Origin of the sequence: Polynucleobacter yangtzensis (assembly GCF_027924165.1) — a bacterium.
GTDB classification, from domain to species: domain Bacteria; phylum Pseudomonadota; class Gammaproteobacteria; order Burkholderiales; family Burkholderiaceae; genus Polynucleobacter; species Polynucleobacter yangtzensis.
In genome coordinates, this window is record NZ_AP026973.1 from 1 (window position 1) to 14397 (window position 14397).

Genomic DNA, 14397 nt, shown 5'->3' on the forward strand with positions numbered 1-14397 from the left:
TAGAGATTTTTCTATTATTCACAAGTTATCCACAGGTTTTCCACGTTTTTCTAGCTTGTGGATAACTTTAGGGGATCGCTACAATGGATCCTCCAAAAATATGAGCAACTTACACAATCCCCCCGCCTTGAATTCAATAAGCCCACTGGGATTTTGGGATGATGCCATTGGCATTTTATCTCGCGAACTGTCGCCCCAACAGTTTAAAACATGGATTCAGCCCCTAACTTTATTATCCTTCGTTGAAAGTGATGACTCACTAACAATAGGTGCGCCAAACCGCTTTAAGTTAGATTGGATCAAGAAAACTTTTGCCGACCGCTTTCAAGAGTTGGCATCTCAGTACTTTGGTCGCCCCATAAATGTAGGGTTTACATTGGCGACCGAGGTAAATCCAGAGAGCAATAAAACGATTGCGCCTGAAGAGGTACAACAAAAAGCGGCTGCTCCAGAGGTTGTGGAGCCTGTTATTTCTGTCGAAGAAGGGGGTTTTGAGATTGAGGACCACTCAAAACTAAACCCAAATCTCACATTCGAAACATTTGTGACTGGTAAAGCAAACCAGTTGGCACGAGCTGCGTCAATTCAGGTTGCCCACAATCCCGGCACCTCGTATAACCCCATGTTTTTATACGGCGGTGTGGGGCTAGGTAAAACCCACTTGATCCACGCAATCGGCAACCATCTTCTTAAGGAGAAGCCCAACGCTAGAATCCGCTACATCCATGCAGAACAATATGTTTCGGACGTAGTGCGCGCCTACCAACAAAAGGCTTTTGACCGCTTTAAGCGCTACTACCACTCCTTAGACCTTCTCTTAATTGACGATATTCAGTTTTTTAGCGGGAAGTCCAGAACGCAGGAAGAGTTTTTCTATGCTTTTGAGGCCCTACTAAGCAACAAGTCCCAAGTCATTATTACTAGTGATACCTATCCCAAAGAAATGGCAGGTATCGACGATCGACTTATATCCCGCTTTGATTCAGGCTTAACTGTGGCAATTGAGCCCCCAGAACTTGAAATGCGGGTTGCTATTTTGATGAAGAAAGCAATTAATGAGGGCATCCCCATGAGTGAGGATGTCGCTTTCTTTGTGGCAAAGCACCTTCGCTCAAACGTTAGAGAGCTTGAGGGTGCTTTAAGAAAGATTTTGGCTTTTGTACGCTTTCACGGCAAAGAGGTAACAATTGAGGTTGCTAGAACGGCGCTAAAGGACTTGTTGTCAATTCAAAATCGACAAATTTCTGTAGAAAACATCCAAAAATCCGTTGCTGATTTTTATAGCATTAAGGTTGCGGATATGTATTCAAAGAAGCGTCCTGCAAACATAGCTAGACCCCGCCAAATCGCGATGTTTATGGCCAAAGAGTTGACACAAAAAAGTCTCCCAGAGATTGGGGAGTTGTTCGGTGGCAGAGATCATACAACGGTTTTACATGCAGTTCGGAAGATTGCGGACGAGCGTGCTCACGACAGTCAGCTGAACCATGAAATTCACGTCATTGAACAAACTTTGAAAGCTTGATTCTGGGTTGTGGATAAGGTTGTGGAGAACCCTAGGGATAAGTTTGGGGATTACATGTGGATAAATTGTGGAAAGTCTCAGCTTCATGCAAAAATAGGGTGTTGATAAAAAGTTATCCCCGTTTTATGCAGTGCTTATACAAAAGTTTTCCACAGGTTTTTTAGCGTTTAAGGTGTTGTTTTATAGGGTGTTTTTGACTTATCCACGGAATTTCAAACCCTTATTACTATTACTACTAAGATATATACAAGGATTTAAAAGCAATGCAACTCGTTAACACTTCACGCGATAACTTACTAAAACCTCTTCAGGTTGTTAGTGGAATTGTTGAACGTAGACATACATTGCCAATTTTGGCAAACCTCTTGTTTAAAAAAGTTGGTGAGAAAGTTTCTTTTATTTCCACTGATATTGAAATTCAGATTACAACCAATGCTAATTTTGGTGTTGGTACTGAAGATGTAACAACCACTGTTGCTGCAAGAAAATTATTGGATATTTTGCGTGCCTTACCTGAGGGGCCAGTTTCCTTAAACCTTAAAGACAACAAGATGGTGGTACAGAGCGGTAAGAGCCGCTTTTCTTTGCAGACTCTGTCTGCAACAGAGTTCCCTGTAATGCAAAGTGTTGGTGAAGTTACTGCTGCATGGAAGATGTCTCAGAAAAGTTTCCGTCAATTAATTAGCCAGGTGCATTTTTCAATGGCTCAGCAAGATATTCGTTACTACTTGAACGGTATGTTGCTGGTGATTGAGGGCAAGGATGTTGTTGCTGTTGCAACAGACGGTCATCGTCTTGCGTATTCACAGGTTGAGTTGGCTGAAGCGCCATCCGGCTCAGGTCAGAAGCAAGAAATCATCATTCCACGCAAAACTATTTTGGAGTGTCAGCATTTATTGGAAGACTCCGATGAGTCTCTTGAGATTAGTTTGACTGCAAACCAGGTGAAGTTTTCCTTTGGTGATATTGAGTTAATTTCAAAGTTGGTTGAAGGTAAATTCCCGGATTTTCAAAGGGTGATCCCTAAGGGCCAGAAGAATTCATTAGTGGTTGGCAGAGATGCATTGCAATCCGCTCTTCAACGTGCTGCCATTTTGACAACTGATAAATTTAAAGGTGTTCGTTTCTCTTTATCCCCTAATCGAATCACAATTCAATCAACTAACGCTGAACAAGAAGAGGCGCAAGAAGAGATTGAGACTGAGTACTCAGGTGATGCAGTAGAGATTGGGTTTAATGTAAGTTATTTACTTGATGTTTTATCAAACCTCAAGAATGAAAAGATTCAAATTAGTTTGGGTGATGCGAATAGTAGTGCTGTAGTTACTCTGCCTGGCTCAGAGAGCTTTAAGTATGTTGTGATGCCAATGCGTATTTAACTTAGAAAAAAATGACTGAAGAAAAAAAAGTAGTAGAGCATTACGGCGCTGCATCGATTCAAATCTTAGAGGGTCTTGAGGCTGTTCGTAAACGTCCTGGTATGTACATCGGGGATACCTCTGATGGAACCGGTTTACACCATCTTGTTTTTGAGGTGTTAGATAACTCAATTGACGAGGCATTAGCAGGGTATTGCTCTGAAATCACCGTAGTTATCCAAACTGATAACTCAATCTCTATCGTTGATAACGGGCGTGGAGTTCCTACAGGTATTAAATACGACGATAAGCATGAGCCCAAGCGAAGTGCTGCTGAAATCGTTATGACTGAACTACATGCTGGTGGTAAGTTCGACCAAAACAGTTATAAAGTTTCTGGTGGTCTACACGGGGTAGGTGTTAGTTGTGTAAACGCATTATCCAAATGGTTAAAGCTAACCATTCGTCGTGACGGTAAAGCGCATTACATGGAATTTGCGCGCGGCGTAATTCAAAACCGTAATGTTGTCGATGAAAATGGTGTTTTAGTTTCCCCAATTACTGTTACTGGTGATACAGAACTTTCTGGAACTGAAGTTCACTTCCTAGCTGATGAAGAGATTTTTGGAAACGTAGAATTCCATTATGAAATTTTGGTGAAGCGCATTCGTGAGCTTTCCTTCTTAAATAATGGCGTTCACATTAAGTTAATTGACCAGCGCACTGGTCAAGAAGAAGACTTTGCCTTCTCTGGTGGTGTTAAAGGTTTTGTTGAGTACATCAATCAAACTAAAAATGTTTTACACCCAAACATTTTCTATGCAGAAGGCGTTCGTCCTTCTGATCTCGGTGGTCAAATTACCGCTGAAGTATCTATGCAGTGGAATGACAGTTTTAGTGAACAAGTACTCTGTTTTACTAATAACATTCCGCAACGAGATGGCGGTACCCACTTAACTGGTTTGCGCGCAGCAATGACTCGCGTCATTAATAAATATATTGATGAAAACGAAGTTGCTAAGAAAGCAAAAGTAGAGATATCTGGTGACGACATGCGCGAGGGCTTAGCTTGTGTTTTATCAGTTAAGGTTCCGGAACCAAAATTCTCCAGTCAAACCAAAGATAAGTTGGTTTCAAGTGAGGTGCGTGGACCAGTAGAAGAAATTGTTGCTGAAGCTTTAAGTGCTTATTTGCAAGAGCGCCCAGCAGACGCAAAGATTTTGTGCGGCAAAATTGTTGACGCAGCTCGCGCTCGTGAAGCGGCGCGCAAAGCGCGAGATATGACCCGTCGTAAGGGCGCGTTAGATGGATTAGGTTTGCCTGGAAAGTTGGCTGATTGCCAAGAAAAAGACCCATCAAAGTCTGAATTATTTATTGTTGAGGGTGATTCTGCGGGCGGATCTGCTAAGCAAGGGCGCGATCGTCGCTTCCAAGCGATTCTTCCTTTAAAAGGAAAAATCCTTAATGTTGAAAAAGCTCGCTTTGATAAAATGCTTGCAAGCCAAGAGGTGGTTACTTTAATTACTGTTCTTGGTACGGGTATTGGTATTGAAGAATACAAAGCCGATAAACTCCGTTATCACCGCATCATCATCATGACCGACGCGGACGTTGACGGAAGCCACATTCGCACGCTTTTATTAACCTTCTTCTATAGACAAATGCCTGAGTTAATTGAGCGCGGCCATATTTATATTGCTCAACCACCACTTTACAAAGTGAAGTTTGGTAAGAGCGAGCAATACATTAAAGATGACAACGAACTAAATCAATTGTTATTGAAGATTGCCCTTGAAACCGCCTCTCTACAAACACCTTCAGGTGAAGTTATTGAAGGTGAAGCATTAAATGAGTTGGCAAAACACTATCAAGTGATTCAATCGATTGTTGACCGACTTTCTCGCACTATTGATGAAGATGCTCTGCGCGCTATTGCTTCAGGCACCTCATTAAATCTGGATACTGAAAAATCAGCTAACGAGTCTGCTGATCGTTTACGCCAAGCGCTCGCGGTCTCTTTAAATCCTTTGGCTGTGGCACCAGAAATTATTGTGCAAAAAGAAGACCGCACAGAACGTTTCCGCTTACTGCTGTCCCGTCGCATTCATGGAAACCTCAAGCTATCTTCTATTAACTCTGACTTTGTACATGGTGACGATTATCAAAGCCTGGCAAATGCAGCTGCAGTTTTGTCTGGCAAGGTTGTTTCAGGATCCAAAGTTCGTCGCGGCGACCCAGACAAAAACCAGAAAGAGCAAACTATTGGTGACTTTAGAGCTGCTTTTGCTTGGTTGTTGTCTGAAGCAGAGCGCGTATTAAGTCGTCAGCGCTACAAGGGTCTTGGCGAGATGAATCCATCACAGTTGTGGGAAACCACCATGGATGCAAACTCAAGAACGCTTTTGCAGGTAAAGATTGAAGATGCGATTGCCGCAGACCAAGTCTTTACAACCCTAATGGGTGATGAGGTTGAACCTCGTCGAGCGTTTATTGAAAAGAACGCCCTGATTGCTCGTAACTTAGACGTATAAAAAATGGCTGACAAAAAATTAAAACCACCAAAGGTGGACAGATCTTCTATTGTTGTTAAATCCTCCCCAATTCATGGCAAAGGTGTTTTTGTTGCAAAGCCAATAAAAAAGGGTGAGGCAATCATTGAATACAAGGGTGAGCGCATCAGTTGGAAGTTGGCTGAAAAGCGTCATCCACATGATCCCAAAGACCCCAACCATACCTTTTACTTTTCACTAGAGGATGGTCGTGTAATTGATGCAAAGTATGGTGGCAATGCTGCGCGCTGGATCAATCACTCCTGCAAGCCTAGTTGTGAAACCCGTGAAGATACTTTCGACGGCGAGCCAAGAGTGTTTATTTATGCAAAGCGCGCCCTCAAGGTTGGTGAAGAGTTGTTTTATGACTATTCACTAGATATCGAGGGAAAAATTACCAAGCAAATGAAAAAAGATTATGAGTGCCGCTGTGGTGCTAAAAAGTGTCGCGGTACCATGTTGGCAACAAAAGAGAAGTAAAAATTTCTATGTTGTTTGTAACAATTCAAGAGTTAGAGGCGGCAATCAATTATTGGCGCAGCCAATCACCATCAGAGGGCGATGAGTTGCGTCTTTGTCCTGAGGCCTCAGCGCTTGCTAAGCCTTATGCGTTGATGATTGTGCAGGGTGCTCAACGGGTCCCGGTGGATGTTCTCGATGATATGGCCCGTTCCGCAATTCAACAATTTCAAAAAATAGCTTAAACATTTTTGTTCGCCTTCCCCGAGTTGTTTAGGGTTATTGCTATATATAGCGAAGCTATCTTGGGGTATTCTCATATTCTTGCTCCCAAGTAGGGGGCAGAGGGTATGAGATTGCAAGAAACAATATTAAAAACAATTGGACTGGGAAAATCCTTTAAAGGATTTTCTGCGGTCACCGATGTGAACCTGGATGTCACCCGGGGAACTATTCACGCTTTGATTGGGCCAAACGGCGCCGGTAAAACCACCTGCTTTAACTTGCTCACTAAATTTTTAGAGCCTAGTAGCGGTCAAATCCTATTTAATGGTTTAGACATTACCAATGAGGCCCCCGCACAGATTGCTCGCCGAGGCGTTATTCGATCTTTTCAAATTTCAGCGGTTTTCCCCCATCTGACGGTTATTGAGAATGTTCGTGTTGCACTGCAGCGAGGATTGGGAACCGAGTTTCATTTTTGGAAGTCCGGCAACTCGTTAAATGTTTTAAACGAGCGTGCCCTAGAGCTTCTTCATGAGGTTGGGTTGGAAGGCTTTGCGAACGAAGAAACCCTAAACCTGGCTTATGGCCGCAAAAGGGCGCTCGAAATTGCAACCACGTTGGCTATGGAGCCAGAGTTAATGCTCTTGGATGAGCCAACCCAAGGCATGGGTCACGAGGATGTAGAGCGTGTAACCGAATTAATTGATCGCGTTGCCAAAGGGCGGACGATTCTCATGGTTGAGCACAATATGAAGGTAGTTTCTTCTATTGCAGACCGAATTACTGTATTGCAGCGCGGCTCAGTTTTGGCCGAAGGGTCTTATCACGAGGTTTCTAACAATCCATTGGTTGTCGAGGCCTATATGGGAAGCCATGGGGGAGACAACCTATGAGCACCATGGCATTAGAGGTTAAAAACCTAGAGTCTTGGTATGGCGAATCACACATTTTGCACGGCGTAAATTTTGCCGTGCGAGATGGAGAGGTTGTCACCTTGCTTGGAAGAAATGGTGCCGGAAGAAGCACCATTCTTAAAACCATTCTTGGTTTGACCAGCAAGAGAACCGGTTCTGTAGAGGTTTACGGCACGCAAACAATTTCAATGCCTACGTACAAGATTGCGCGCCTGGGCGTCGGTTTTTGCCCCGAAGAAAGAGGGATTTTTGCAAGCTTAAGCACCGAAGAGAATTTGTTGCTTTTGCCAGAGATCGCTCCAGGCGGCATGGGTTTGGACGAGATTTATGAAATGTTTCCCAATCTCTACGAAAGAAGAAATAGCCCCGGTACTCGTCTTTCTGGTGGTGAGCAACAAATGCTGGCCATGGCTCGTATTCTGAGAACGGGCGCTAAGCTTCTGTTGCTTGATGAAATTACCGAAGGTTTGGCTCCAGTTATTGTGCAAAAGCTTGGCGAGGTTGTAACCAGTCTGCGCAATAAGGGTTTCACCATTGTTTTGGTTGAGCAGAATTTCCGTTTTGCGGCACCTTTGGCTGATCGCCACTATGTTGTTGAACATGGAAATGTGGTTGAGGTTGTAAATCAGAATGAGCTTGCTGAAAAAGCGGCTTTATTAAATGAGTATCTTGGTGTTTAGTGGATTTCTATAGGAGATGGCAATGAAGTTAAAGCAAATAACCGCGTGTCTGGTTGCGGCGACCATGTTTGGTTCAAACCCAGTGTTTGCGCAAAGCGCACCGAAGGTTAGTGGCGATGTTATTAAGATTGGTGTGTTGACCGACCTTTCCTCAACCTATTCTGATTTGGCTGGTCCAGGTGCTGTAATTGCAGCAAAGATGGCGATTGCAGATTTTTCTAAAGACGGCACTGTAATCGGCAAGAAGATTGAGTTAGTTAGCGCCGATCACCAGAACAAGGCTGATATTGCTGCAAACAAGGCTCGCGAGTGGTACGACAAAGATGGCGTAGACGTTATTGTTGAGTTGGTTTCAACCAACGTTGCTTTGGCTGTAATGGAGGTTGCCGAACAAAAGAACAAGATTACTTTGGTTTCTGGCGCAGCTTCTTTGCCAATCACCAATGAGAAATGTACTGCTAATAACGTTCATTGGACCTATGACACCTATGCGCTTTCAAACGGCACAGCTAAAGCAGTTGTAAAGCAAGGTAAAAAGAATTGGTACTTCCTTACTGCTGACTACGCTTTCGGCGCGGCTTTGGAGAAAGACTCAACCAACGTTGTTAATGCTAATGGCGGTAAGGTATTGGGAACCAGCAAGCACCCATTCCCAAACAGCGACTTTTCTTCCTACCTCCTGAAGGCTCAAGCTAGTGGTGCTGACGTAGTTGCTTTGGCAAACGCCGGGCAAGACACCATCAACAGTGTTAAGCAGGCTTCCGAGTTTGGTATCAATAAAAAGCAAACTGTTGTGCCTTTGTTGATGTTTATTACCGATGTTCACTCTTTAGGTTTAAATGCTGCTCAAGGCATGTACCTCACAGAAGGTTTCTACTGGGATAAAGACGACAAGACCCGTGCTTTTGCAAAACGCTTTATCTTGCAACATAAGCGTATGCCTTCCAGCGTTCAGGCTGGTGTTTACTCATCCGTTCTTGCTTATTTGAATGCTGTACAAAAAGCTGGCACCGATGACACCCAGGCGGTGATGAAGGCTTTGAAGTCTACAAACATTGACGATGGTTTGTTCAAAGGCAAGATTCGTGCTGACGGCAAGTTTGAGCATGATATGTATTTGCTAGAAGTGAAGAAGCCATCTGATTCTAAGAGCCCATGGGATTATTACAACGTCAAGGCGGTGATTCCTGCTGCTGAAGCGACTCAACCACTTTCATTGTCACGATGCAAGCTGGTTACTAACAAGTAATTGATCTCTATTAAGTATGTTTGAACTTCTTGGAATTACCCCTCAAGGGCTGGTTGCCCAGCTCTTGGTGGGGCTTATTAATGGCTCTTTCTATGCCATATTGAGTTTGGGGTTGGCCATTATTTTTGGCCTTCTTAACATCATTAATTTTGCGCATGGTGCTCAGTACACCATGGGTGCATTTATTGCTTGGATTGGTTTAACTCAAATCAGCCAATGGCTCGGCTTTCCTGAGCTATCTATCAATTATTGGTTTGCTTTAATTGTTGTCCCGCTGGTTTTGGCGGGCTTCGGTTTAATTCTGGAGCGCACGATGCTGCGCCGTCTGTATCACTTAGACCATTTATACGGTCTTTTGCTGACATTTGGTTTGGCACTCATTATTGAGGGCATGTTCCGTCATTGGTACGGAATCTCTGGTGAGAGCTATCCAGCCCCAGAGATGCTGCAGGGCGCTATTCCTCTCGAGTCTCTCGGCATTATTTTGCCGAAGTATCGAGTATGGGTGGTGATCATCTCTCTAGTGGTTTGTTTCTCCACCTGGTACGTGATTGAAAGAACAAAGTTGGGCGCCTATTTGCGTGCTGGAACTGAAAACCCTAAATTACTACAGGCTTTCGGTATTAATGTTCCCCTAATGATTTCGTTGGCTTACGCCTATGGCGTTGGCTTGGCTGGTTTTGCCGGTGTCTTAGCTGCCCCTATTTTTCAAGTAAACCCGCTAATGGGTTCCAACCTCATCATCGTTGTTTTTGCGGTGGTGGTGATTGGCGGCATGGGCTCCATCATGGGCGCCATCTTGACTGGTTTGGGTTTGGGTTTAATTGAGGGCCTCACAAAAGTCTTTTACCCAGAAGCTTCAGGAGTTGTGATTTTTGTGATCATGGCAATTGTTTTGTTGGTTCGTCCTGCTGGACTGTTTGGGCGGGAGAAATAAGCATGAATCCAAAAACAAAACTACTTTACGGAATTTTGGTCCTTATTGGACTGTTATTGCCGTTCCAAGATTTTATTTACCTTGTGTTTGCGATGAAGGTTTTATGTTTTGCATTGTTCGCATGCGCATTTAATTTGCTTCTAGGTTTTACAGGCTTGCTGTCATTTGGCCATGCTGCATTCTTTGGAACGGCGGCGTACATCACCGCTTACTTTTGTAAAGAGGCGGGCCTTTCTCCTGAATTGGGGATTATCTTGGGCGTTGTTGGCTCGGGGATTTTAGGCTTCCTAATTGGATCCCTGGCCATTCGTAGGCAAGGAATCTACTTTGCGATGGTGACGTTGGCTCTTTCGCAAATGATTTATTTTTTAGCTGTCCAACTACCTTTTACTGGTGGTGAGGATGGTATTCAAGGCGTACCTCGTGGAATGTTATTTGGTTTTATTGACCTAAAAGATGACGTAGCGATGTACTACTTTGTATTGGCTGTTTTCCTGTTTGGCTTCGCCTTGATCATGCGCGCGGTTCATTCCCCGTTTGGTCAGGTACTCAAAGCTATTCGTGAAAATGAGCCACGCGCAATTTCTTTGGGTTATGACGTTGATCGATTTAAATTAATGTCGTTTGTTATTTCTGCAGCATTGGCTGGCCTTGCTGGATCAATGAAGTCCTTGGTGTTTCAGTTGGCAACACTTACGGACGTTCATTGGCATATGTCAGGCGAAGTTGTATTGATGACTTTGCTTGGGGGAATGGGAACCATTCTTGGTCCAGTAGTTGGCGCAGGAATTGTTGTTGGTTTGCAAAACTATTTAGCTAACATTGGATCTTGGAGCACAATTGCCACTGGATTTATTTTTGTAATTTGTGTTCTAGCTTTCCGTCGCGGCGTTGTTGGTGAAATCGCTGCGCACTTCAAAAACAAAAACTAATTTTTGTTTTTTCCTTTTATTATTTGGTTTTAGTGTGGCGTCAATTTTTAATTGCGCCACACTCATTTAATTAAAAGAGACTCTCATCGAATTTTCAATCTATATCTGGCCACTGCTTTTGGCGATGGCTTTTTTTGCCGGGCTGGTTGATGCGGTAGCTGGTGGTGGTGGCCTAATTCAGGTTCCCGCCCTTTTTGCGGCCTATCCAGATGCGCCGCCTGCAACCTTGCTCTCAACTAATAAGGTGTCTGCGGTTGGCGGAACGCTCAATGCTGCGCGAAGATATTTACGTCATGTGTCTTTGCCGTGGGCTGTTGTTGGCCCCGCAATTGTTGCGGGTTTTGTTGGTTCGTTGTTGGGCGCTAATGCGGTAAGTAACTTTCCGGCAGAACCACTTCGCAAGGCTTTGCCTTTTGTATTGTTATTTCTGTTGTTGTATACCTGGTTTCAGCCTTCACTCGGTGAGGCTCACGCGCCAAAAACTCTTGGACGCTTTCAACGGCTTAAGGCTGCAATTCTTGGGTTAACAATTGGTTTTTATGACGGCTTCTTTGGGCCGGGCACGGGCAGTTTCTTACTATTTGGATTTGTTCGATTCTTCAGCTTTGATTTTCTTCATGCCTCTGCTGCAACAAAGCTGGTGAATGTTGCAACCAATCTAGCGGCAATTTTGATGTTAGCTAGCCTGGGGCAAATTAATTGGGCCCTTGGGTTTGCCATGATGGTGGCCAATATTGCAGGCAGTCAGTTCGGAAGTCGTCTTGCAATCAAGCATGGCAGCACCTTTGTTAGAAAGGCTTTTCTACTTATTGTGAGTGTGCTAATTTTGAAGTCCGCTTGGGATGCCTATTTTTCCAATTAAATCAATTACTTAGAAATACACCTTTTAGTTTTTAAGATATTTGTAATGTTTTGTTTCACGTGAAACAAACAAAATGCTATGATCATCGCCCTATCTGAGGCAAATCATGCGTTATTCCAAAAATTTCGATGTCATTGTGGTTGGCGGCGGTCACGCCGGGACTGAGGCTGCCCTCGCCTCAGCTCGCATGGGTTGCGATACGCTACTGATTACTCACAGTATTGAAAATTTAGGGGCGATGAGTTGCAATCCCTCCATCGGCGGGATTGGTAAAGGTCATTTAGTAAAAGAGATAGATGCAATGGGTGGTGCGATGGCTGCGGCCACTGACGAAGCCGGCATCCAGTTTCGAATCCTTAATTCAAGCAAGGGCCCTGCTGTAAGGGCCACCCGTGCCCAGGGCGACCGTGTTCTATATAAAGCCGCAATTCGCCGTCGTTTAGAAAACCAACCAAATTTAAGTCTATTTCAGGCTGCTGTTGATGATCTGCTGGTAAAAGGCGATGAGGTACAGGGCGTTGTTACGCAAATGGGCCTGGAGTTTATGGCTAAAAAGGTTGTGCTTACAGCAGGCACCTTTTTGGATGGAAAGATCCATGTTGGATTGAATAATTATGCTGGCGGTCGCGCAGGTGATCCGGCGGCAATTTCTTTATCTGCTAGATTAAAAGAGTTAAAGCTTCCTCAGGGCAGACTTAAAACGGGTACCCCACCCCGAATTGACGGCAGAACGATTGATTTCTCGGTAATGTTGGAGCAGCCTGGGGATTTAGACCCTGTTCCGGTATTTTCGTATTTAGGCCGTCCCGAGCAGCATCCCAAGCAGGTTCCTTGTTGGATTTCTCATACAAATGAGAAAACCCATGACATTATTCGAGGTGGTTTAGACCGCTCGCCGATGTATACGGGCGTGATTGAGGGTGTTGGTCCCCGCTACTGCCCTTCTATCGAAGACAAGATTCATCGTTTTGCCTCTAGAAATAGCCATCAGATCTTTTTAGAGCCTGAGGGCTTAACAACCAACGAATTCTATCCAAACGGCATCTCCACTAGCCTGCCTTTTGATGTGCAGTGGGACTTGGTTAGGAGTATTCGGGGTATGGAGTCTGCAGTAATCGTCCGTCCCGGCTATGCCATTGAGTATGACTTCTTTGATCCGCGCCAATTGCGCCATAGTCTAGAGACTAGGGTTATTGGCGGTCTTTACTTTGCGGGTCAGATCAATGGCACCACGGGCTATGAAGAGGCTGCGGCGCAGGGAATGCTGGCCGGCATCAATGCTGGTTTGGCGGCTAAAGGAAAAGAGCCTTGGTTGCCTAAGCGTAGCGAGTCTTACATAGGTGTTTTGGTTGATGATCTGATCACTCGCGGGGTTCAAGAGCCCTATCGGATGTTTACAAGCCGTGCCGAATACCGTTTGAGCTTACGGGAAGATAACGCTGATATGCGTTTGACTACTATTGGGCGAGAGCTGGGCTTGGTAGATGACTATCGCTGGGAAGTATTTTGCAGAAAACAGGAGGCTGTTTCACGTGAAACATCTCGATTGCAAAATATTTGGGTGGGCCCTAAGAGTGAGGCCGCCCCCTTTGTCTCCCAATTATTAGGGCAAGACCTTTCCCATGAATGTAGTTTGGCTGAGCTTTTGAGGCGCCCAGGTATTACTTATGAGGCAATTACTACTCTAGGCGATGGGATGTGGGCGCCAGAATCTTTAGATGAAGATCTTGGGCTGGCTGCTCAAATAAGCGACCAGGTAGAGATTTCTGTGAAATATCAGGGCTATATTGAGCGCCAAGCGACCGAAATTGCCCGTCAAGAACACAATGAGACATTTCCTCTCCCAGAATCACTCGATTATTCGCAGGTTGTTGGCTTGTCCAAAGAAGTACAACAAAAGCTTAATCTGCATAAACCAGAAACATTAGGTCAAGCTGGTCGTATTTCAGGCGTAACTCCCGCAGCCCTATCCCTCTTGTTGGTGCATCTGAAAAAGGGCTTGGGGCGCACTCAAGAAACGCATGAGTGAGGGACTCCTTGCTTTAGGAATTGAGGATCTTGGCCTCAAATTAAGCGCGACCAATATTGCCGATTTAGAGTTATTTTTACAAGAAATGGGGCGCTGGAATCGGGTCCATAACCTCACAGCAATTGAGGGTGAAAAAGATTCAATACGTCTGCATCTCATTGATTCTATTGCTGTTTTACCTGTTCTTAGGCAGTTTTTAACGGGCCCATCACCCAAGATTGCAGATCTCGGTTCGGGCGGCGGCTTACCGGCAATTCCGATTGCGATTGTTCAGCCGGAGTGGCAACTTTCCTTGATTGAAGCCATACGTAAAAAGACGGCATTTCTGCAGCATGTGCGCGGAAAGTTAAAGCTAAAAAACATTGAAGTACTCTGTGAGCGAGTAGAAGATGCTGCAGTGCATCAACCAGCGCAGTTTGATGCGGTTATTTCTCGTGCATTTACTAGCCTGGCACGCTTTTTAGATTTGTCATTGCCTTTCCTGAAGCCTGATGGCCTGGTGTTCGCAATGAAGGCTAAGCGTGCAGACGATGAAATGAAAGGTGTTTCTATGGAGAAGTGGCGCCTAGTCGCCGATGAACCCCTGCATATTCCTAATTTAGCGGTGGAGCGGCGCCTTTTGGTGTTGGCCCCCGTGAGAAAATCCACTCTCACCCTTTAAGTAGACCCAAAAGTAGC

The 14397-nt window shown here is 44.7% G+C and carries 13 protein-coding genes; all 13 read left to right on the top strand.

Annotated features, from left to right (window positions below; all coding sequences use genetic code 11):
* Positions 1–100: 100 nt before the first annotated feature.
* Positions 101–1525 carry a chromosomal replication initiator protein DnaA gene (gene dnaA, locus QMF28_RS00005; RefSeq protein ID WP_281742517.1) on the top strand — a complete coding sequence of 475 codons (1425 nt, stop codon included), beginning with the start codon at positions 101–103 and terminating at the stop codon, positions 1523–1525.
* 263 nt (positions 1526–1788) lie between these two features.
* On the top strand, positions 1789–2904 hold the full coding sequence (dnaN, locus tag QMF28_RS00010; RefSeq protein ID WP_281742518.1) for a DNA polymerase III subunit beta: 1116 nt from the start codon (positions 1789–1791) through the stop codon (positions 2902–2904).
* Positions 2905–2915: 11 nt separating this feature from the next.
* Positions 2916–5414 carry a DNA topoisomerase (ATP-hydrolyzing) subunit B gene (gene gyrB / locus QMF28_RS00015; protein WP_281742519.1) on the top strand — a complete coding sequence of 833 codons (2499 nt, stop codon included), beginning with the start codon at positions 2916–2918 and terminating at the stop codon, positions 5412–5414.
* Between the two features lie 3 nt (positions 5415–5417).
* Complete coding sequence (locus tag QMF28_RS00020; RefSeq protein ID WP_216213190.1) at positions 5418–5912, top strand: SET domain-containing protein; 495 nt, start codon at positions 5418–5420, stop codon at positions 5910–5912.
* A gap of 2 nt (positions 5913–5914) precedes the next feature.
* Positions 5915–6136: a DUF3717 domain-containing protein gene (locus QMF28_RS00025; RefSeq protein ID WP_215350048.1), complete on the top strand. Its 222-nt coding sequence runs from the start codon at positions 5915–5917 to the stop codon at positions 6134–6136.
* A gap of 105 nt (positions 6137–6241) precedes the next feature.
* Positions 6242–7009, top strand: coding sequence for an ABC transporter ATP-binding protein (locus QMF28_RS00030; RefSeq protein WP_281742520.1), 768 nt, complete (start codon positions 6242–6244; stop codon positions 7007–7009).
* Positions 7006–7710, top strand: a complete 705-nt coding sequence (locus tag QMF28_RS00035) for an ABC transporter ATP-binding protein (protein WP_215348155.1) — start codon at positions 7006–7008, stop codon at positions 7708–7710. The genes QMF28_RS00030 and QMF28_RS00035 overlap by 4 nt, the downstream gene beginning before the upstream one ends.
* A gap of 22 nt (positions 7711–7732) precedes the next feature.
* The gene (locus tag QMF28_RS00040) at positions 7733–8959 is read left to right on the top strand and encodes an ABC transporter substrate-binding protein (protein WP_068320659.1); all 1227 of its coding nucleotides are present in this window, start codon (positions 7733–7735) and stop codon (positions 8957–8959) included.
* Between the two features lie 16 nt (positions 8960–8975).
* On the top strand, positions 8976–9896 hold the full coding sequence (locus QMF28_RS00045; RefSeq protein WP_068320040.1) for a branched-chain amino acid ABC transporter permease: 921 nt from the start codon (positions 8976–8978) through the stop codon (positions 9894–9896).
* Positions 9897–9898: 2 nt separating this feature from the next.
* Positions 9899–10828 carry a branched-chain amino acid ABC transporter permease gene (locus tag QMF28_RS00050; RefSeq protein ID WP_216213199.1) on the top strand — a complete coding sequence of 310 codons (930 nt, stop codon included), beginning with the start codon at positions 9899–9901 and terminating at the stop codon, positions 10826–10828.
* A gap of 124 nt (positions 10829–10952) precedes the next feature.
* On the top strand, positions 10953–11690 hold the full coding sequence (locus QMF28_RS00055) for a sulfite exporter TauE/SafE family protein (RefSeq protein ID WP_281742521.1): 738 nt from the start codon (positions 10953–10955) through the stop codon (positions 11688–11690).
* A 106-nt stretch (positions 11691–11796) separates the two neighbouring features.
* The gene (gene mnmG, locus QMF28_RS00060; protein ID WP_281742522.1) at positions 11797–13719 is read left to right on the top strand and encodes a tRNA uridine-5-carboxymethylaminomethyl(34) synthesis enzyme MnmG; all 1923 of its coding nucleotides are present in this window, start codon (positions 11797–11799) and stop codon (positions 13717–13719) included.
* Complete coding sequence (gene rsmG, locus QMF28_RS00065) at positions 13712–14380, top strand: 16S rRNA (guanine(527)-N(7))-methyltransferase RsmG (protein ID WP_281742523.1); 669 nt, start codon at positions 13712–13714, stop codon at positions 14378–14380. The genes mnmG and rsmG overlap by 8 nt, the downstream gene beginning before the upstream one ends.
* The last annotated feature ends 17 nt before the right edge of the window (positions 14381–14397 follow it).

Bases quoted from the DNA above. Each gene is read 5' to 3' on its own strand.
- dnaA (WP_281742517.1), top strand. From the start codon at position 101: ATGAGCAACTTACACAATCCCCCCGCCTTGAATTCAATAAGCCCACTG.
- dnaN (WP_281742518.1), top strand. From the start codon at position 1,789: ATGCAACTCGTTAACACTTCACGCGATAACTTACTAAAACCTCTTCAG.
- gyrB (WP_281742519.1), top strand. From the start codon at position 2,916: ATGACTGAAGAAAAAAAAGTAGTAGAGCATTACGGCGCTGCATCGATT.
- QMF28_RS00020 (WP_216213190.1), top strand. From the start codon at position 5,418: ATGGCTGACAAAAAATTAAAACCACCAAAGGTGGACAGATCTTCTATT.
- QMF28_RS00030 (WP_281742520.1), top strand. From the start codon at position 6,242: ATGAGATTGCAAGAAACAATATTAAAAACAATTGGACTGGGAAAATCC.
- QMF28_RS00035 (WP_215348155.1), top strand. From the start codon at position 7,006: ATGAGCACCATGGCATTAGAGGTTAAAAACCTAGAGTCTTGGTATGGC.
- QMF28_RS00040 (WP_068320659.1), top strand. From the start codon at position 7,733: ATGAAGTTAAAGCAAATAACCGCGTGTCTGGTTGCGGCGACCATGTTT.
- QMF28_RS00045 (WP_068320040.1), top strand. From the start codon at position 8,976: ATGTTTGAACTTCTTGGAATTACCCCTCAAGGGCTGGTTGCCCAGCTC.
- QMF28_RS00050 (WP_216213199.1), top strand. From the start codon at position 9,899: ATGAATCCAAAAACAAAACTACTTTACGGAATTTTGGTCCTTATTGGA.
- QMF28_RS00055 (WP_281742521.1), top strand. From the start codon at position 10,953: ATGGCTTTTTTTGCCGGGCTGGTTGATGCGGTAGCTGGTGGTGGTGGC.
- mnmG (WP_281742522.1), top strand. From the start codon at position 11,797: ATGCGTTATTCCAAAAATTTCGATGTCATTGTGGTTGGCGGCGGTCAC.
- rsmG (WP_281742523.1), top strand. From the start codon at position 13,712: ATGAGTGAGGGACTCCTTGCTTTAGGAATTGAGGATCTTGGCCTCAAA.